This window comes from Compostibacter hankyongensis (genome assembly GCF_039541075.1).
GTDB lineage: Bacteria > Bacteroidota > Bacteroidia > Chitinophagales > Chitinophagaceae > Compostibacter > Compostibacter hankyongensis.
Genome location: NZ_BAABFN010000006.1, coordinates 65,595 through 84,897, shown reverse-complemented (window position 1 = coordinate 84,897; position 19,303 = coordinate 65,595). Strand labels below are relative to the sequence as shown.

The 19,303-nt window shown below is 45.9% G+C and carries 15 protein-coding genes; all 15 read left to right on the top strand.

Annotation, left to right across the window (positions count from 1 at the left end; all coding sequences use genetic code 11):
* Positions 1–8 precede the first annotated feature (8 nt).
* The 15 genes from ABD851_RS12800 (at position 9) to ABD851_RS12730 (ending at position 19,296) form a co-directional block, all read left to right on the top strand.
* Positions 9–764, top strand: coding sequence for a hypothetical protein (locus tag ABD851_RS12800; protein WP_344979874.1), 756 nt, complete (start codon positions 9–11; stop codon positions 762–764).
* Positions 765–887: 123 nt separating this feature from the next.
* A complete protein-coding gene (locus tag ABD851_RS12795) occupies positions 888–1,190 on the top strand; it encodes an Imm26 family immunity protein (protein ID WP_344979872.1) in 303 nt (100 codons plus the stop codon).
* 348 nt (positions 1,191–1,538) lie between these two features.
* Entirely contained in the window at positions 1,539–1,994 is a 456-nt protein-coding gene (locus ABD851_RS12790; RefSeq protein ID WP_344979870.1) for a hypothetical protein, read from the top strand.
* 7 nt (positions 1,995–2,001) lie between these two features.
* On the top strand, positions 2,002–2,256 hold the full coding sequence (locus ABD851_RS12785) for a hypothetical protein (RefSeq protein ID WP_344979868.1): 255 nt from the start codon (positions 2,002–2,004) through the stop codon (positions 2,254–2,256).
* Positions 2,257–2,625, top strand: coding sequence for a hypothetical protein (locus ABD851_RS12780; RefSeq protein ID WP_344980125.1), 369 nt, complete (start codon positions 2,257–2,259; stop codon positions 2,623–2,625). It abuts the gene before it with no gap.
* A gap of 124 nt (positions 2,626–2,749) precedes the next feature.
* Positions 2,750–3,658, top strand: coding sequence for a hypothetical protein (locus ABD851_RS12775; RefSeq protein WP_344979866.1), 909 nt, complete (start codon positions 2,750–2,752; stop codon positions 3,656–3,658).
* A 39-nt stretch (positions 3,659–3,697) separates the two neighbouring features.
* Positions 3,698–4,216, top strand: coding sequence for a toxin-antitoxin system YwqK family antitoxin (locus tag ABD851_RS12770; RefSeq protein ID WP_344979864.1), 519 nt, complete (start codon positions 3,698–3,700; stop codon positions 4,214–4,216).
* 50 nt (positions 4,217–4,266) lie between these two features.
* Positions 4,267–4,758: a PH domain-containing protein gene (locus tag ABD851_RS12765; protein WP_344979862.1), complete on the top strand. Its 492-nt coding sequence runs from the start codon at positions 4,267–4,269 to the stop codon at positions 4,756–4,758.
* Positions 4,759–5,399: 641 nt separating this feature from the next.
* Positions 5,400–5,603, top strand: a complete 204-nt coding sequence (locus ABD851_RS12760; protein ID WP_344979860.1) for a hypothetical protein — start codon at positions 5,400–5,402, stop codon at positions 5,601–5,603.
* Positions 5,600–6,781 carry a hypothetical protein gene (locus tag ABD851_RS12755; RefSeq protein WP_344979858.1) on the top strand — a complete coding sequence of 394 codons (1,182 nt, stop codon included), beginning with the start codon at positions 5,600–5,602 and terminating at the stop codon, positions 6,779–6,781. The genes ABD851_RS12760 and ABD851_RS12755 overlap by 4 nt, the downstream gene beginning before the upstream one ends.
* Before the next feature lie 45 nt (positions 6,782–6,826).
* On the top strand, positions 6,827–7,807 hold the full coding sequence (locus ABD851_RS12750) for a hypothetical protein (protein WP_344979856.1): 981 nt from the start codon (positions 6,827–6,829) through the stop codon (positions 7,805–7,807).
* A 2-nt stretch (positions 7,808–7,809) separates the two neighbouring features.
* The gene (locus ABD851_RS12745; protein WP_344979854.1) at positions 7,810–9,120 is read left to right on the top strand and encodes a hypothetical protein; all 1,311 of its coding nucleotides are present in this window, start codon (positions 7,810–7,812) and stop codon (positions 9,118–9,120) included.
* Positions 9,121–9,140: 20 nt separating this feature from the next.
* A complete protein-coding gene (locus ABD851_RS12740; protein ID WP_344979852.1) occupies positions 9,141–10,838 on the top strand; it encodes a hypothetical protein in 1,698 nt (565 codons plus the stop codon).
* A 55-nt stretch (positions 10,839–10,893) separates the two neighbouring features.
* Complete coding sequence (locus ABD851_RS12735; protein ID WP_344979850.1) at positions 10,894–14,724, top strand: hypothetical protein; 3,831 nt, start codon at positions 10,894–10,896, stop codon at positions 14,722–14,724.
* Positions 14,725–14,859: 135 nt separating this feature from the next.
* On the top strand, positions 14,860–19,296 hold the full coding sequence (locus ABD851_RS12730) for a DUF6443 domain-containing protein (RefSeq protein WP_344979849.1): 4,437 nt from the start codon (positions 14,860–14,862) through the stop codon (positions 19,294–19,296).
* Positions 19,297–19,303: the final 7 nt, after the last annotated feature.

Here is a 19,303-nt window from a genome sequence, read left to right as displayed (position 1 = left end):
CGGATAATATGAAAAAACTTAGTGAGGATAAAAGAAAGCTAATTGAAATGGGAGGATTTTATAGGAAGGAATGGAATCCTTTGTTGAAGAAGGAGGTTGAGGTATTTGTGCCTAATTACATAGATGACTCCATTATGAAAAGGGAAAATGAGATGAAAAAACGGCTTCAGGATGCGAAAAAAGAGAACGAAAAGCTATACCAAGAATTGAGAGATAATAATTATATTACTCCTGATTCAATGGAATGGTCTGAATATATATCTAAATATCGTCCTTTTGATAAACAATATATTCAAATAGTTTTAAAATGGTTACCATCTTTAAATAATAAAGATGTGGCATTAGGCCTTTTGCATTACCCTAAGCATAAATATGATGGAAAGATTTTAACTGAAACTTTTGAATTAGGCAAAGACAGAGAATACAGATGGAGGATATGTGAACTTATTGATTTTGTATTGCCAATTAATATTGATGAATGGATTGTGAACGCTTTTTTGAATCCGGAATATGGTAATACTACAGAAATGCTAGGATTGGCAATCAGCAAATTATTCCCTTACCCAAAAGCAAGTGACTTCCTTTGCCGAGGGTTTTTTCTTCATCCTATGCACGCGTCCAAAGCATTAGGAGAAATTGGGAAGGATAAGGAATTGTCTTTTTTAAATCAGCATAAGGAGATGGTTGACAAATACACTCAAAAGGAGATAACAAAATCGATACAGAAAATAAATAAACGGCTAGAACAAAAGAATCCGAAATGATCTAAAACACCGAATTCCCGCGAAACTCTTCTCGGTCTCACCCACGAATGAACTTCAGCAGCTAAAAAATAAGACTCAGCAAAACAAATTATAGGAATATTGGTGGCAATTTGTTATCAGATAATGGCAAGATCAAACACACGAATAGGAGACGTTTTCTCAGTTGACATCGAAGGTAACTACAAGAAGTATTTCCAGTTAGTTGCTTTTGATTTAGCACAGCTAAACAGTGACGTCATTAGAGTTTTTGAAAGAAAGTATCCTTTAAATGCGGATCCCGGCTTATCAGAAATCACAAATGAAGAAGTGGTATTTTATGCGCATTGTGTTACAAAGCTTGGAATAAAAATGAACCTTTGGAAAAAAATTGGAAATTTCCATAACATAGGAAGAATAGACCACGTTTTATTCAAGGGCTCTCGTTGACCTCCTCCCGAAATATATTCATCTTGTAAATATAACAAAGGGAACAGCATTAGTAGAACTGAAGGAAATCAAATCTTTATTTGAAAAAATGGTATTATCCTCTAAGGAACTTCAAGAGTTTATTGTAGGTAGACAAATAAAGTTTAATCTTGATTTTGATTATGGTATGGGAGATATAAGAATATGCTCTGAGAAGAATGGAGTAGTTAAGTGGAAAGCTGAAATTAAGGATTATTAGGAATTTCCGCTAAGAGTGGAGGAATTTTTTATACCATTATACATATCTACTGGTTTGTCAATGGTATTACTTCCCAGTTTACTGGACAGGATTATCTTACTGCAGCTCCTATGTCACATGCAGAAGGGGCTTTGGAAATTGCTTCGGTAATACCTATCGGAAAAGTAGCGAGGGTAGCTTCGGTAGCAGGAGAGGTGGTAGAAAAGGCGATAGTTAATACTACAAAAGAGGCCGCCGCTAAGGGGGGAGGACGCGTGTTTTGGTCAGGTGGCGGTAACGAAGCAGTTGAAGCTGCAGCACGGAAATTTGCAACTAATAATGGCATGACTACTTTGGAAATGACAAATGCTGGTAAAAACCTTACCAATCTAACTCAAGGTATGTCATGGGCTGAAAAAGGCCCGATGTGGCAAAGGTTATCCACGCAATTTGCCAAGGGTGCAAACGGCACAGTACATGTTTTTCAAAATGCAGGCGGTATAAATATTAAAAGTGTTTGGGGAGCCATTGAGTACCCAATTCTTAAGCAAAACGGAGTTAATATTATTTATCACACAGTTCCATAAATTAAAGATGATTACTTTAAAGCATATTGAGATATATAAATCTTATAATGGGGACGGTGATGGGTTTGTCCGTTGTGCTACTCCAGAAGAAAAAGCTATTATGGACTATAAGCATTGGTCATTGATAGAAAGTCTTATCCAAGACATTAGTCTTGTTAAAAAGGGACTTGCCTCGGAAACTTATATGAAAACTATTGATGAAAGATTAAAAGAAAATTGTGATAGCAAGGAAACCATTCGAGCCTTAAGGGATATGGCATAAATAACAATTGCCGCGAAGGGGGGAGTTCAATATACCAAGTCCAGTCTGAAGCTCGGACAGGAGATGCATAAATCTTACGAGATAGGAGCAGAAGGGATTAAAGAGTTTAGGTTACCAAGCGGCAGACGTATTGATTTCCTTGATATTAAAAACAGTACCATTTATGAGTTGAAGCCATTCAACCCAAGAGCTATTGAAGAAGGTTTCCAAACACTTGGACAAACAAGAGCAGGAAGGAATTTGGCAAGAATGACAGAAGGAATGCCTTATTATGGTCCTATAAATGGTCAACCTGCTTCTCAAGCATGGCAATGGTGGGCGAGATTATCCAAAACGTATGCAAATGGCATTCCCAAAAAGTACCTGTGATAGTATTATTCAAAGCCATGTTACTGGCCCAATGAGTTTAGTAGAATTTAATCATGAAAAAAGAGTATTGAAAATAAGGTTGACTTTTAAATGACTATTTCAATAGAAGATATTCTATCAATATGTGGCGAATGATTCGATTGCAAACATTGACGTGGACGGGTTAGTGCCATTCGGCATTCCCTGCCCCGGCACCTCTTCGCTGGCGATATTTTTTGAGAAGGTAGGTGCAGGCGTTTCGCAATTTGCCAATTCGCCGTTAGCACGTGCGTTAAGCATATCGATACATACCCTGCAAGATGCCGGTATGGTCCAGAATGCAATATCCACCAGCAATATGATCAACAATGCCTTCACAGCTGTAGGGGTGGGGATTGCGTCACAAGTCAGCAATTTGGGAGGTATGAAAAATGAACCGGATGACAAGTTTCGATTAAATAACGATGGAAGCGTCACCTTATTACAACGAACCAATAAGAAAAGTCACGAGTTTTATAATACGCAAGGCCAGTATTTGTTTGAAATATCCGAGAAATTAGAGCCTAGAAAAGATTGGTCTAATTTATCAGGCGATTTTCAAAAAGAGATTGCGTGGTCAATTGCAAAAGTAGGATTACAAGTTAATGTAAATGATAATTTAGCCTCTTACATGAAAGTTAGGGCAGAAGAAGTCGGATGGGACGCTATGCCTGGCCTAAATATGTTAGATAAGTTAGGTCATCATAATAGAAATATGCTTGGGGTAGACGCCTTGGTTAGTTTCACGAGAATTCCTTACAACCAATCTACAAGAGAAGGCAAACCATCTAGTTTAATCGGACTCATTCCTTATATAAAAACCATTGATGCCTTCTATCCTTTTTTAAATAGTGGAAGAGATTTACAATATGATATTATTCATCCCAAAAGTCTTATAGACGCTACATACAGTATTGAAGGAACTTCCATATGGGAAAGAATAAAAGAGATATATCAGCAAGGCTTAAATAACACATTATACAAACTAAACCACATGTATTATTATAATAAATAAACAATTGCTTTATTTGAAAATAATTTTCAACAATTCAATATGATTAAAATCACCTTTATTTTATCAATAGTAATGCTATTTGGAGCATGTATTAACAGCACCAAAGAAACAAGACGTAATAAAATAGAAAAAACTTACTATGTTACCGGAGAGTTAAAATCTATAAAAGAATTCCAGGGCAATAACAATTGGCATGTTACTGAATATTATAAGAATGGTAATATTGCATCAATGGCTAATTATTACAATCAAAAATTCATTGGAAAGGTTAGGTTTTATTATCTCAATGGAAAAATAAACTTTGAAGAAAATTATGATTCTTCGGGTATATCTCAAGGAATGTTCCATTTGTGGTATGAAAATGGACAGTTAAAGCAAGTGGGCTTAAATGAAAAAGGGAAAATAGTTGGCGAATGGAGAAATTACTACGAAGATGGAAAAATAGAACGGATTGAAAATTATAATTTGAATGAAAAGTCTGGTACTTGGCTATATTTTAATCATAAAGGAGACACTATAAAAAGGGAAGAATACAAAAATGATCATTTGATTAAATAACCTTGATTGAAATTTCTAAATGAGGGTGGGTGGGTACCCGGCAGATCATCATGATCTTAAAGCAAAACCTTACAAATCATATTATTGTTTTCGGATTTATCTGGTCAGCGGCTTTAATGGTTGGGCTAGGATGGTATTATTTCCGATTTGATACAGATTACATTTTTGTGATGGGCATTTTTTACTTTATATTTATCTTACCAGCTATATATCTTCACATTGAATATTATCTAGAGAATAGAGGAGAGGAAATAGAAATAAGACCTAACGCCATGACAATAAGAAGAAAGGGAGTAGAAAGAACTTTTCAGATTAATGAACTGGACAAAATAATCCTGTATAAATCTGCCAATCTTGACAAATTTAGTATACCTCTTTCCGCAATGGAATATTATAGATATCTGCGAATAATTACTAAAGGGGGTGAACAGATTATTGTAACCTGTTTGATGACTAGGAATTTAGAGGAAGTCATCAGACTATTTGATGGAGTGAAGTTTGAAAGAAAGAAAAGTTTTTTTTGTACATTAAAATGGAAATAAAAGAGATATCAAGCCCCTTTGAATATCAGGAAACTTTTTGATTCAATTAAAACTTAAAAGTACATTACCACCATGCAGGCTATTGGCATTTTCTGTCTCCACCCTGTCCGTATAAATGATAAAAGTGGCAGGAGCCGCATTTGTGTATTCCCGGTTAATAAAACCAGTGACCGGTTAATGCGTTTGCCGCCCCGCGGCCTCAGATCTATGTATAGGGAGAACTTTACGGCTACCTGACCACTAATGCCCGGCTAGCCGGTAGGAAGATCGACCGGAAGGGGTGAAGACGGGGTTGCGAAAAATAAATTTGGAGATAATAAAAATTTCTCTTATAATTGTTTTACGAAATTACCCTTTAACCTATTTATCATCATATGCAACCTTCTCTACTCCCTATCAAGGCCGGTACGGCCATGCCCTGCTTCGATTTTATCTCTCACGCCGGTCCGGAGTTCTCCGGGTAGCTGACGCATTGATATTTTCAAAAAGCCCTTTGTTTCCAGGTATCCTTGCCTGATAAGGGTCATTGCTGCAGCAATCCATACAACAAGGCGAAATCAACCGGCGGATATAAGCCGGAAATAATTCTGTCATCCCTTTCAAAACGATGGGTGGCTTCATAAGTTCAATTGTTTGTCGTCATGCGTCAGATCATAAGCGCTGTGCTGGCATGTCTCCTTGCCCTTCCGGCAATGGGGCAGACCCTGTTTGCCCCCTCCGGCACATTGGGTTCTTCCACTATCGCCAATGTCGGTATCGGGACGAGTAACCCTTCTTCCTGGCTGCAAAAAGAGAATCACGCGCTGAAACAACAGCTTCACGTCCTAAAGACAACCGGTAGATGAAACCATTATTTACGCTTTTGATCCTGCTGATCAGCGGCCGTGAGATCCTGGCCCAGAACCTTGTTCCCGATAGCGGCAATGTGGGCATCGGCACCCTAACTCCGGCTGGAAACCTGGATGTATACAACGCCTATTATACCCATGGGTATAAGTTTATGGACATCAGGATGTCCAATCCTTCCGTAGGCTTTCTCAATCCCATCGCCCTGGCCCTGCGGCAGGGAAAGAAGCTGCTTATGGATGAGGAATTCGCTTTAGGGATGAATGGTATTATCGTATATGACAATGCGCATTCCGGAAAGGTAACCATCACCCGTACCGATACCATCAGCGACCTGCCCAACAATAGTGGATATGGGCTGGAGATCCGGCATAACGGGACGGGCGAAAGCCCCGGATACGGCGGTTTTGTGCAGACCGTGTTTTCGGCAATGAATAAAACGCTTATTCAGATCTTTCGGGCCAAGCTGCCTGCCGGATATGAGTTTATTTATAACAATAACAGCATGGGCACGGGTGGTGGTAATTACTGGCTCAGCAGCAGTAAGGGTACCGGCAGATGGGAATGGTATATCCGGGTGATGCAATGCGGTAACGGAGGCAGCTTTTCTACCACAGGACATATGCATGTGACGGGGAGTCCCGCACCGACCGCTGCTGCGCCGCTCATCTGGTATATGGCATCCTGCACCACTTTTGATGCGACTAATCTGAACGGTTATAGCGGAGATCATATCCTGAATCAAACGGCGGTAGCGCAAACTGCATCTTTACGGATCGCGGGAAAAGGGATATTTGGCGACAAGGTGCTGATCGGTAAGGCAACCCAGACCAATGCTGACTACAAGTTGGATGTAAACGGAAACGTCAGGGCTAATAAGGTGGTCGTCAATACTACCGGGGCGGATTTTGTATTCGACTCCACGTATCATCTGCCCTCCCTGAAAGAAGTCAAACATTATATAGAGATGAACGGTCATCTGCCCGACGTCCGCTCTGCAAAAACAATGCGCAATGAAGGGGTGGATCTGGGACAGAATCAGATGAAATTATTGCAAAAGATCGAGGAGCTGACGCTGTACATGATTGCGCAGGATAAAAAGATCTCCGAACAGCAAAAGCTGATCCGACAGCTTTCAGCCCGTTTGAATGCCCCTAAGGAAGTAATAAATCGTTAAAATGCAGGCTTGTTCTGATCGCTAACTTTTTAATTATAGCTTATTATGAAGAAAATATGTCGTGTTATACTGGCCGTCGGAGCAATGATGCCCTCTGCAACCTTCGGGCAAACCAATATCTTTCCTGCTACTGGGAAGGTAGGCATAGGAACGGTAACTCCTACAACAGACCTCGAAGTGAGGAACGACGTAGCCAGCGACATCGGGCCGACGCTGTTGCTTCATAATAATCAATATGCTAATTCTATCGGCGCAGGGGCATCCTTGAAATTTATCGGAGCACTTTCCGACCGGTATATTTCCCTGGAAAGTGTCATGCGGGTCAATGCACTGCCCGACCGGCTGGACTTTAAATTCAACAATGACGGAAGTATCATTACTCCTTTGACTATTACTTACAGCGGCAATGTGGGGGTTGGTACGCTTACTCCACATACTCCGTTGGAGATCAGTGGAGCAGGACAACATATTTTGTTCGGTGGCGGAACAAATAGCTCCGGCTATTCACTGCAGATGAGCCTGAATGATGATGGTGTCAACATGGAGAACAGCTCCAGTATCCGGGGATATAATTTCAAAAACTATAACGGTACCCTCATGACCATTACCAGTGCCGGTAATGTAGGGATCGGCACCATTTCTCCTAATGCTAAGCTGGCTGTCAACGGATCTGTGAGCGCGAAAAAGATCACAGTTACCCAGAACGGGTGGCCGGATTATGTCTTTGCTCCGGAGTATTCCCTGCCTTCCCTGGATTCCTTAAACGCTTACCTCCGGAAACGACGTCACCTGCCCGATCTTCCTTCTGCCGCTGAAATCTCCAAGAAAGGCAATGATCTCGGTCAGACCGATGCGCTTTTATTAAAGAAGATCGAGGAACTGACATTATACGTCATAAAGCTCAATGAGCAGCAAACCAGTCAGCAGTCGCAGATCAATGTGCTCAGCCGGGAAAATGCAGCATTAAGGCAAAAGAATGATGCATTGGAATCCGCAATAACCACGTCTATAAAAAGAAAAAGATAACCATGAAATATAATGCTACCCTCATTAGGTTGTTCCTTTTGCTGTGCATGACTTGTAGCCTGCGCCTGTCCGCACAGACGAACAGCGCCACGATCACCCAATCGGGGTGGTACCGTATTGCCATTAACGGGTCGTTGACTTCCGGAGGCACATCCGGAACCCGTGCCGCGGCCAGGTTTATCCTCACTGACGTCACTTCCGGTCAGCATCAGACGGTAGAGTTCCTGGGATATGAACATTTCGGACGCCGACCTTCGCTTGCCGTATTAAATAATAGCTATTATAATTCTACTGCGCCGCCTTTTACCAAGCTCAGAATTGTAGCTCACGACACCTATGAAGGAGCGGCTATTGAAGTGTATGTAAAAAAACCGGCGACCACAGATAATAATACAGCCTGTTACATGGAAAATAATGTGCAGCAGACCGGCTGGACGGCTGTGGACTGGCAGCTGATCAGCGCTGACCCAGGAGACAATGCTGGGGTGCCCACCGGTTTTAAAGCCAGCGTGATCAGCTTAGCTGATATCGTGCAGGGATATGTTACGGACTCAGGTCAGCAAAAATCCTTTTTCAATGGTAATTTTTATACTTCCGGCAATATAGGTATCGGCACCCCTGCTCCCGACACGAAGCTATTTGTAGAAGGCGGGGCGGTAAAGCTGCACAATCCTGCGGGATACCCTTCGGGATATAATCTGAATATGGATGTACAGGGCGGTTGGGCCAGAGAGTACAGTTTCAGTTATGGGGATACCGGAAAGCTGTTCTCTTTTGGTGCGTATGCCAACAGCGGCTCATTGCATTATGGCTATATCGGCGGAAATGTAGCAGCCGGATCTGTCTACACGAGTCCCTGGATGGTTTTTCTTCCCAATGGGAATGTCGGTATCGGTACTAAAACCCCTCAATCAAAATTTGCGGTGAACGGCACGGTAACGGCCAAGCAGATCAAGGTGACACAAACCGGCTGGGCCGATTATGTTTTTGAGCCGGGATATTCTTTACCCTCGCTGGATTCCGTAGCGGCTTATGTCCGGAAACGAAGACGTCTGCCCGGCATTCCCTCTGCTGCCGAAGTCTCTCAAAAAGGCAATGATCTCGGTCAGACGGACGCTCTCTTGCTTAAGAAGATCGAAGAGCTGACCTTGTATACGATAGATCAGGATAAACAACTGCAAACCTTGCGCAACCAGAATAAGGACCAGCAATCTCAACTGCAAACCCAGCAACAGCTGATCGACCGGCTATCGGCTGTGGTGGAAGCGCAGGAAACCCGGTTAAAGACCCTGGAAACCCAACTGACCCGATGACGCATTTTTAACAGTATACCGTGAAAACACTTTTCATCCTCTTACTGCTGTCGATGGCGCTTCCCCTGACGCCTCGGGCCCAGGTTGCAGATATCGGGCAGCCCCCCGGAGCGGTCCCTGCCGACAGCCCGAGCCTAAGCCCCGAACAAACCGAAGGCCTTTCATCCCATAGCTCATCCGACACCCCAACCCCCGCCGGCATCCCGGAGGATGCCGGCTATTTGCCCTCCTCGCTTTCTCCGCTAAAGGACAGCGTGCAATCCCGCATCCGGCAAGTGCAGCAACTGCCCACCCGCGCCCTGACCCAGATCAATGCCAAGACCGCCAGGCTGCAACGGCGGTTGAACCGGGCATCCGAAAAAGCGCTCCGCCGCTTTTCTCGGACCCAGGCAAAGCTCTATGACAAACTCTCCCGGGTGGACTCCCTGGCGGCCAACAACCTCTTTACGAAAGAAGCCGACAAGCTGAGTCAACTGCCCGGCTCCCTGCAGGGTAAGCTGACGGCCAGGACCGGCAAAGCCGGGGCCCTGGCCTCGAAGATCAACCAGCTCACCGGGGGCAAGTTCTCCGCCGCGACCCACAGCTACTTCCCTTACCTGGATACCCTCAAAAATGCCCTGGGCTTTCTCCAGGGGAAAGGAAAAGGCTATCTCAACCAGGCCCGGGGCATCCGGAACCAGCTGCAGGGCTCCCTGGACCGGGTACAAACGGCCCGGCGGCAGCTGGACCAGGCCGCCCAGCTCCAAACCTACCTGCAACAGCGGCAGCAGCAGCTCCTGGATCAGCTGGGTAACCTCAGCAGCCTCGGCAACTCCTCCCGGTACGGCTTTCTCCAAAAAGACCTGCTCCGGCTCAACAAAGAAGCCTATTACTATGCCGCCCGGCTCAAAAACTACAAGGAGCTGTTCTCCGATAAACAAAAGGCCGAAGCCGAAGCCCTGGCCCTGGTGCAAAAGATCCCCGCGTTCAAAGATTTTATGAAAAAGCACTCCGCCCTGGCCGGACTGTTCAACCTGCCGGGCACGGGGATCATCCCCTCCGGCGCCACCCCCGACCTGACCGGTCTGCAGACCCGGGATATGGTCGCCCGGGAGCTGCAGCAGCGCCTGGATGGAGCCGGACCCGGAGGACGACAGCAGATCTCCCAACAAATGCAGCAGGCAAGACAGAAGCTCCGGGACCTGAAAAACAAGCTGCCCGGTGGGGGCTCCACCGCCGAGATGCCCAACTTCCAACCCAAGGAGCTGAAATCAAAGACCTTCTTCCAGCGGCTGGCCTTCGGCGGCAATGTCCAGTTTGCCAAATCCACCAGCGGGTACCCGACGACCAGCGATGTGGCCGGGCAGGTGGCCTACAAGTTCTCCGAAAGCGGCAGCGCCGGTGTCGGCGCCTCCTTCAAGCTGGGCTGGGGCAGCAGCATCCAAAAGATACACTTCACCGCCCAGGGAGCCGGACTCCGGTCCTTCCTGGACTATAAGCTAAAGGGCACCTTCTACGTCAATGGCGGAGCCGAGTTGAACTACCTGAAAACCCAACCCGACGTCCCGGCCCTGAAAAGCCTGAACGGGTGGACGGGCAGCGCCCTGATCGGGCTGGAGAAGAAGTACCGGGTCTCGAGCAAACTAAAAGGCACCCTGATGCTGCTGTACGACTTCCTGCACAACCAGCATACCCCCGCCACCCCACCGGTACTATTCAGGATGGGGTATGAGTTTTAAAAATGAAAGCAAAGACAAAAAATACAGACCTATTCAACCTAAATAAGAGATTACCATGAGATCAAAGCATTACTTCTTCATCGCTTGTCTGCTCACAGCCACCGGCCTAACCCGGACCCTCCATGGACAAGACCAACAAATCATTCCAGTCTCTCCGGAAGCCGCTGCCCTGGCCAAAGAAGTAAACTATCCGGTTAACTATAACACCGGCGTTCCGGATATCAATATTCCCTTCTACACGATCAAGGTCGGTGGTATGGAGCTGCCCATCAATTTCGACTACCATGCAGGCGGTTTCCGGATCAACGAGCAGGCCACCCGGGTAGGACTGGGATGGAGCCTGAGCGCGGATATTCAGATATCCCGCAGCATTAATGGATTAGATGATTTTACGCCAAGCACCGGATATATAGGAAATACATTAATGAAGAATTACGACCCTTATGCATGTTCCTCTTGCTTATATCCTTTGTGGAGTGCATCTCCATGGCCATACGCTAACGCCTATGATCTTGCAACCGGGGCAAAAGATGGCATGCCGGATAAGTTCAATTACAGGCTGTTAAATAAATCCGGATCCTTCTATTTCCTGAAAAGTTCGACAGGAACGGGATATACCATTGTACCGGTTCCCTATAATAACATACGGATTACCTACAACAACGGTCAGTTCATCATTGTCGACACGGATGGAACAGTCTATTATTTCGGAGAGCAGGGGGCAGGGGGAGATGTAAGTTCAATACTTGCCCAGGATAAAGAGGTGTCGGGTACGATGGGGTTGGATGGTGGATGCACAAGTTGCCATGTCACCACCTGGAAATGCAAACAGATCGAAAACAATACAGGAACGGATCAGATCACGTTTACTTACACGCCTAAGGCTATCGCCACTTATCGCACCTATAATGACTATATAGAATTATACAATAATCCCGAGCCCTGCGGTCTGGACGTTTACCACACCTCTGACCAACAAATAATGACGCAATATCATACCTATGAAGACTTGACCGCACACATTCCTTTTTATTCGATATCCTCTCCCAAATACCTGGAAGTATTTGGCAATGGCCCCAAGGCGGTGTTTCATGTGCCCTATCTAAATTCTCAACTCAATTTTGTCGACTATACCTTCGAAAAAGACAATTATGCCAGTACAGCTTCGCAAAGGGTGGCCGGGCTATCGCTTTCAGAAATAAATTTTCGTGGTGGTAAAGTCCAGTTCAACGGAGCAGATCAGCTTAGTTCTATTACTATAAAAGATGATAAAAATGCTGAAGTAAAATCCGTTTATCTTTTTCAGTCGTATGCAAATGCAATTTATACCAATGAAGCCAAAACATATAACGGAGATAATTTTATAGGCACCCGATATCTGGATTCACTTCATGTGCAGAACGGGAGTACAACTTATGAACGGTATGCTTTACTCTATAAAGATAAATTCTGCTTTGGAAACCATCTAAAAGGCCATGATGCCTGGGGTTATCCCAATCTCAGCACAGTTGAGATTGCGGCAGCAAATAATACTTTCGGAAATCTTCAAACGGTACCCAAAAAAAGCATTACCCAAGCTCGCTATTATCGTGATATAGCGGGTTGTCAAAATCCCGCGACAGATATTCCATTAAGCTTTGGCGGTGATACCTGGGCAGAGGCGCCAAATGAAGAGAAAATGCAGCATGGCATCCTGAAGCGGATCATTTATCCTACGGGAGGGTTCGTGGACTTTGATTTTGAGTCTAATAAATATCTTCAAAAGTTCAGCAATGAATGGGAGTTTCTCCAACTTCCTCAGCTGAGTGGAGGGCTGAGAATCAGAAGCATAAATTATTACAATGACGGAAACGCTAATCTGCCTCAAACTCAGAAATACTACCGTTATGGTGATCTTGAGGATGGGACTGGTCAATTGGCGGTAAGCCCCCATTTACCGCTTGAACCCTATTTGTATCACCTCGATGCGGTAAGCTACACCCAACAAATTGCTTATCTGAAAGGCCCCTCATCAAGTTGTTCCAATAGGGGTTGTCTTAGTGTGCTGGCTGTAGAATCTAAAACTACATACCATCCCGCTTCTTATCTGGATTATACTTATGGAAGTGGCGCGCCCATTTATTATACCAAAGTAACGGAGTATAACCAGGATTTAGGGACAAAAACGGGAAAAACGGTGTATGAGTATTATCCACCGGAGGAATTTCATGATGCATATAACCCCTTAATTACAGAATCAAATATAGAGGGAACCAATATTCCTTATCTAAAAACAGACGGGTTAGAAGGAGCGCAAAAATCCATCAGCACCTACAAATTTGATCCCAATACAGGATACCATCTGTTGCATCAGAAAGAATTTGAGTATAGCCGCTTTCTGACATCGGAGCAGGTACATGTTGCGTATGCATTTTTGAAAGTAGAGTATCAGGTGGTTCAGGGTAGCTTTTCCGGTACTAATCGGGATCTGTATAACCGTACTTATTCATTTCCTTATACCCCACCAGATATTGATGAGGACTACATTGCCGGGGAATATGGCATCCCGGTTGGAAAACTTCTGCTTACCCGGGAAACGGATGACTCGTTTGAAGATTCAGGTTATGTGTTGACCAATACTACTGATTATTATTACGATAATCCGACCTATCTGCAACCCTCGCGTATTGTTACTACCGATAGCCGGAATCGCATCTTTACAAAAAGCTTGAAATATTCCTATGACTTTGACGGAATTCATGACCAGATGGAAGCAAAGAATATGGTTAGTCAGGTGATAGAAGAATTCCTGATTAATAATGCTATAAACCAGGAAGTTTATCGAAAAAGGACCAATTATGATCAAATCTCTGCCGGCGCCGGTTTTATTGCTCCGGTATCCCTGCAAAGCTCTACAGGCGGACAGCCTTTCGTTACTGATGTGACATTTGATAAATATGATCAATATGGGAATATACTTCAGCAGACCGCCCGGGACGGCATTCCCATTTCTTATTTATGGGGATATGGCGGATTGTATCCGGTAGCTGAATTAAAAGGGGTAAAATATAGCGAAATACCAGCTTCGTTTGTTTCCAATACACAGATTTTAAATCCAACAGACGACAATTCGTTACGTACAGTATTGACGAATCTACGGAATTCATTCTCCGGGAACAAACAAATAAGCACTTATACCTATAAACGGTCGGTAGGAATGACGAGTCACACTAGTCCTAATGGCTATACGAGTTATTATGAATACGACCCATTGGGACGTATGATAGCTGAAAAAGACTATAATCAGCGTCTTATAAAGGCTTATGATTATCATACCCAGGAGTTCTCCCCTCTGAGCCTGACATCCTTTTATGTCAACATTCCCATGATGCAAACTGAAACTTATCCTTGTGATCTTGAACCGACAGATCTCTACCAAATACGTAATAATTTTGTACCGGGTGGATGGTATTCTAACTATACCATGGAGGGCGCAAATAGCAATGCTGAGAATGACTTGCCTTTTTCACCACCAGAAGTACTTCCCCCCTGTGATAGCAATACAGCATCTATAAATTTGCTGGGAATTTATAATACCCTATATGGATATCCCGAAAGAGTAGATATTGATTTTATTAAAGACGGCCATATCGTTGCGACGCAAAAATGTCCTTTCAATCAATCATATCAGGGAGCCCCACCTCCTGTTTCTGTTAACCTTCATCTACCGGAAGGGGAATACCAGGTAAGCATCCGTCCTAGTGCAGCTACTCATTATCACGACACTTTTCTTATCTATTCCTTTACGGCTGTAGAAGATAATTATTATCCTCATTTACAACAAGGAGCGACCATTACACTTGAAAAGGGGAAGCATTATGAAATCATGGTTAATAATATAATGTAAATAGCCTGCTTTATGAGGTGCTATCAAACAATTTTAAAGTCATTCTAAATAAATATAGATATGAATTGCTTCCTCTCTCATAATAAAATGGTTGGCCGGCTGTCCTTATTTACAGGGATATTTATTGTGTGCTGCATGAGACCTGCCACAGCTCAGGTAAAGCCGGATACGGTTTCTGCTCCGCCTTCCAAAACTCCTGAGTATCTGCTTCCGGAGATCATTTCATCGAAAAGTTATGTACGCATTTATGAGCCATCCATGCCTGCTACGGACAGGGCGGTTGTGGTGTCACCCAGCCGTACAACCGGTGAGGTAAAACAAACAACACAATATGTAAACGGATTGGGTAGGCCTCTGCAGACTGTAACGAAGCGAATTACTCCCAGTGGCCATGACTTAGTGGCTCCTGTGGCTTACGACCCCTATGGCAGAGAAGCATATCATTATCTGCCCTATCCTCAGACCGTGCACAATACCGACGACGGTCAGATTAAAACAACCCCCCTGCATGATCAGCAAGCTGCCCTCTCCGACCCCGATCTGAAGTTTTATCCCGGCGAGCAGATCTACTATGGTCAGACCGATTATGAAGCCTCCCCCCTGAACCGGGTACTGAAAGAAAAAGCTGCTGGCAACAGTTGGGAAGGCTCGGAAAGGGGAGTAGCTCAGTCCTATGAAATTAACACCCTTGCCGACAGTGTCCATATTTGCACTATTGCCCTTGCCCCAGGCAGTCTTCCCGTCTGTACCAGCCGGTATGATATCGAGGCTTTATACAAAAATACAGCTACTGATGAAGACGGTAGAAAGGTGATTCAGTATAAAGATAAAAGCGGGCATGTGGTGCTGAGAAAAGTACAGGCCGCCACATCTCCCGGTACCGCTCACCTGGGCTGGCTTTGCACCTACTACGTGTATGACGACCTGGACAACCTCCGTTTTGTACTGCCACCTTTGGCCGTGGAGTACCTCCAGGCCCACAGCTGGACGCTGACCCAGACAGTAGCCGACGCCCTCTGCTTCCGCTATGAGTATGACAGCAGAAAAAGGATGACCATTAAAAAGGTGCCCGGCGCGGGAGAGCAGCAGATGGTCTATGACAACCGGGACCGGCTGGTTTTCAGTCAGGATGGTAATCAACGGGCTAAGCTGCCTACCCACGAATGGACCGTCACCTACTACGACGCCCTGAACCGCCCGGTCATGACGGGGCTCTATGCCAGTAACAGCACTCAGACGAGCCTGCAAACCACCATGGACGGGACCACCGGCGGCAGTACGGTTACCTATACCGTCCCTGCTCCGGGGGATCTTTCGGTCAACAGCCGCTCAGGCAATACGCCGGCGACCTATACCGCCAGAAACAGCATCACCTTCTATCCCGGCTTTACCAGCGGCACAAGTGACAACTTTACCACCAATATCGATCCCGATGCTACCACCGGCAGCGGTACACTCTTGCCGGCCGATGCCAGTAACCCCACCCCACCGATCTCGGCTTCGGCGGTGACCCCGCTGACCTATACTTACTATGACGACTACACCTGGGCCGGCCACCAGGCCTTCCAGAGCAGCTACCTGGCCAAAACCACCGATGGCACCAATCCCTATCCGGAAAGCCCCTCTACCTACAGCACCCAGACCCGGGGGATGGTGACCGGCACCCGGGTACGGGTGCTGAACACCACCCCCGAGCAATGGATCACCACCACTACCTACTATGACGATAAGGGAAGGGTATTACAGACCCTTTCGGACAACATCACCGGGGGACAGGATATCCAGACCAACCAATACGACTTTTCCGGTAAGCTGCTCAGCAGCTATCTGGTGGTACACAACAGCAAAAGCGGGGTCACGCCGGAAACCCGGGTGTTGACCGAAAACAAGTACGATGCCGGCGGAAGACTACTGACCGTCACCAAGACCCTGAATGACCAGTCCACGACCAAAAGGATCATTGCCACCAACAGCTATGATGAGCTGGGAAGACTAAAAACCAAGGAGCTGGGAAAGAAGAGCAGTACCGGGGCTCCCCTGGAGACGCTTGGGTACACCTACAATATCCGGGGCTGGCTGACGGGGATCAATAAAGACTATGCCCGTACCGGTACTCCTACTTCCGGAGAAGGCCAGTACTTCGGCATGGAGCTGGACTATGACTACGGCTTTACCCAATCCCAGTACAACGGCAATATTGCCGGCACCCGCTGGCGGACGGCTGGGGATGACATCGCCCGGGCCTACGGCTACAGCTATGATGCCCCCAACCGGCTCACCAAGGCTGACTTTACCCAGCAGAATACCACTGGCGCCTCCTGGAGCCAAAGCCCGGCCAATTTCTCAGTCTCCGGCCTCACCTATGATGCCAATGGTAATATTACCCATATGAACCAGTATGGGTTAAAAGGCACTTCCTCACCGCTGATTGATCAACTGACCTACACCTATCCGGCTAACAGTAACCAGTTATCCAAGGTAGCTGATGGCTCTAATGATCCTTCCAGCACCCTGGGAGACTTTCATTACAGTGGAACCAAGGGGAGCACAGATTATACCTACGATGCCAACGGCAATCTTATCTCCGATGCCAACAAAAAGATCACCTCCATCACCTACAACCACCTGAACCTGCCGGAGCAGATCACTGTCAACGGCAAAGGTACTATCCGTTTCACCTATGATGCAGTGGGCAACAAGCTCAGAAAGACCGTCACCCAGACCATGAGCCCGGTGAAGACCACTACGACGGACTACCTGGAAAAATTTGTCTACCAGCAGGACACCCTGCAGTTTCTTCCCACCGAAGAAGGCAGGGTACGCTACGTGCCGGCTCATGGCAGCACCGCCGCTACTTATTACTACGATTACTTCCTCAAAGACCACCTGGGTAATACCCGGGTCGTACTGACAGACCAGACGGACTTTTCCCAGTACATGGCGACCATGGAGCCCCAGAACACGGCCCAGGAAAATGCCCTGTTCTACAACATCGACCAGACCCGGACCACCAAGCCCCAGGGCTACCCCGAGGATGAGACCACGACTCCCAATACCGCTGTCGCCCGGCTGAATGCCCGGGAACCGGACCGGAGGGTCGGTCCGTCGATCATCCTGAAGGTCATGGCCGGGGATACCATCCAGGCAGCTGCCCGGGCCTACTACCACCAGCAGGGCACCGATCCAGATAATCCCTCCATCCCGGCCGAGGAGATGGTCAACTCGCTGATCGCCGCCCTGCCCGGATTGGCCGGACCCGCAGATCCGGGACACCAAACATCCGCGTTCGTCGCCGGTCAGGACCAGGGGCCCAGGTTCACGGCCAACGACCTGCAGCAGCTCAAGCAGAAGGACACCAAGAACCTGAACGCTCAAAAGCCCAGAGCTTACCTCAATTATGTATTCTTTGACAATCAGCTTAACTTCGTAGAAGAGGGCAGTGGGGTGAAACAGGTGCAGGCAGAACCCGATGAGCTGGAGACGCTTTCCAGCGGACAAGTCATAGCCAAAAAGTCCGGCTATGTGTATGTCTATACCAGCAATGAGTCCCAACAAGATGTGTTCTTTGACAATGTCGTAGTAGAAGACCTCGCCAGCCCCATGCTGGAAGAGACCCATTACTATCCCTTCGGGCTCACCATGGCGGGTATCTCCCAGACAAGGGTGGCCAGGCTGGAGAATAAGTTCAGATACAACGGCAAGGAACTACAGAACAAGGAGTTCTCAGACGAATCCGGGTTAGACTGGTACGACTATGGTGCAAGGATGCAGGATCCGCAGATCGGAAGATGGCACAGCATAGATCCGCTATCTGAAAAAAGCAGAAGATTTTCACCTTATCACTATGGAGCTGATAATCCTATCCGGTTTATAGATCCGGACGGGATGTCTAGTGAGACCTTCAGTGATCGTGGCAGTATTATGGGCTTATTGATTTGGGCTAGAAGTCAAGGAAGTGACGATAATGACGACAATAACGAAGATGATACTGAGGATCAGGATCAGAGTGAGAGCAAAAAGGATGAACCCAATGACTGGTATAGGAATCAAAACGGAAAACTTAGATATAGCTTTAAAGTTCACAATCAACAGGATGTCGACCGCTTATTTGGTGGAGGAGAGTATTTGGGTAAAACGCTTTCTTTATCGGATGGATTAGCATTAACCGCATCTGGTTTAGAATTATCAGGTTATGCAAGTGAAGGTTCGGAATTGGGGGTAAAGTATCTTAATAAAATGGCGCAGAAAAGAGGATTAGAAATCGTTGAAAAAACTGCCGGTCGATTTGGTTATTTTGCTGGAGGACTAAGTATTGTAATTAATGCCGTAAGATACAATCAGGGCGACATAAGTGGAGTTGAATTTGGTATTAATAGCGGGGTAACAGCATCCGCAATTGGGGTCTCTCTTGCTGCAGGGCCAGAAGCTGGGATAGTAGTTGAACTATCAGCATTCAGTGCCCAATCTTTATATAAAGGTACAAAAGCTGCTTTGGAACAAGCATCTATGGGAATAACTAATTGGAAACAGAATTTTGAAAACTCGATTGCCAGCCGAATAATAAATCATTGAAATGACT

What these genes read in the sequence shown, in the direction of transcription:
- ABD851_RS12795 (WP_344979872.1), top strand. Translation starts at nt 888, where the DNA reads ATGGCAAGATCAAACACACGAATAGGAGACGTTTTCTCAGTTGACATC.
- ABD851_RS12770 (WP_344979864.1), top strand. Translation starts at nt 3,698, where the DNA reads ATGATTAAAATCACCTTTATTTTATCAATAGTAATGCTATTTGGAGCA.
- ABD851_RS12765 (WP_344979862.1), top strand. Translation starts at nt 4,267, where the DNA reads ATGATCTTAAAGCAAAACCTTACAAATCATATTATTGTTTTCGGATTT.
- ABD851_RS12800 (WP_344979874.1), top strand. Translation starts at nt 9, where the DNA reads ATGAAAAAACTTAGTGAGGATAAAAGAAAGCTAATTGAAATGGGAGGA.
- ABD851_RS12730 (WP_344979849.1), top strand. Translation starts at nt 14,860, where the DNA reads ATGAGACCTGCCACAGCTCAGGTAAAGCCGGATACGGTTTCTGCTCCG.
- ABD851_RS12745 (WP_344979854.1), top strand. Translation starts at nt 7,810, where the DNA reads ATGAAATATAATGCTACCCTCATTAGGTTGTTCCTTTTGCTGTGCATG.
- ABD851_RS12785 (WP_344979868.1), top strand. Translation starts at nt 2,002, where the DNA reads ATGATTACTTTAAAGCATATTGAGATATATAAATCTTATAATGGGGAC.
- ABD851_RS12790 (WP_344979870.1), top strand. Translation starts at nt 1,539, where the DNA reads ATGTCACATGCAGAAGGGGCTTTGGAAATTGCTTCGGTAATACCTATC.
- ABD851_RS12760 (WP_344979860.1), top strand. Translation starts at nt 5,400, where the DNA reads ATGCGTCAGATCATAAGCGCTGTGCTGGCATGTCTCCTTGCCCTTCCG.
- ABD851_RS12750 (WP_344979856.1), top strand. Translation starts at nt 6,827, where the DNA reads ATGAAGAAAATATGTCGTGTTATACTGGCCGTCGGAGCAATGATGCCC.
- ABD851_RS12755 (WP_344979858.1), top strand. Translation starts at nt 5,600, where the DNA reads ATGAAACCATTATTTACGCTTTTGATCCTGCTGATCAGCGGCCGTGAG.
- ABD851_RS12735 (WP_344979850.1), top strand. Translation starts at nt 10,894, where the DNA reads ATGAGATCAAAGCATTACTTCTTCATCGCTTGTCTGCTCACAGCCACC.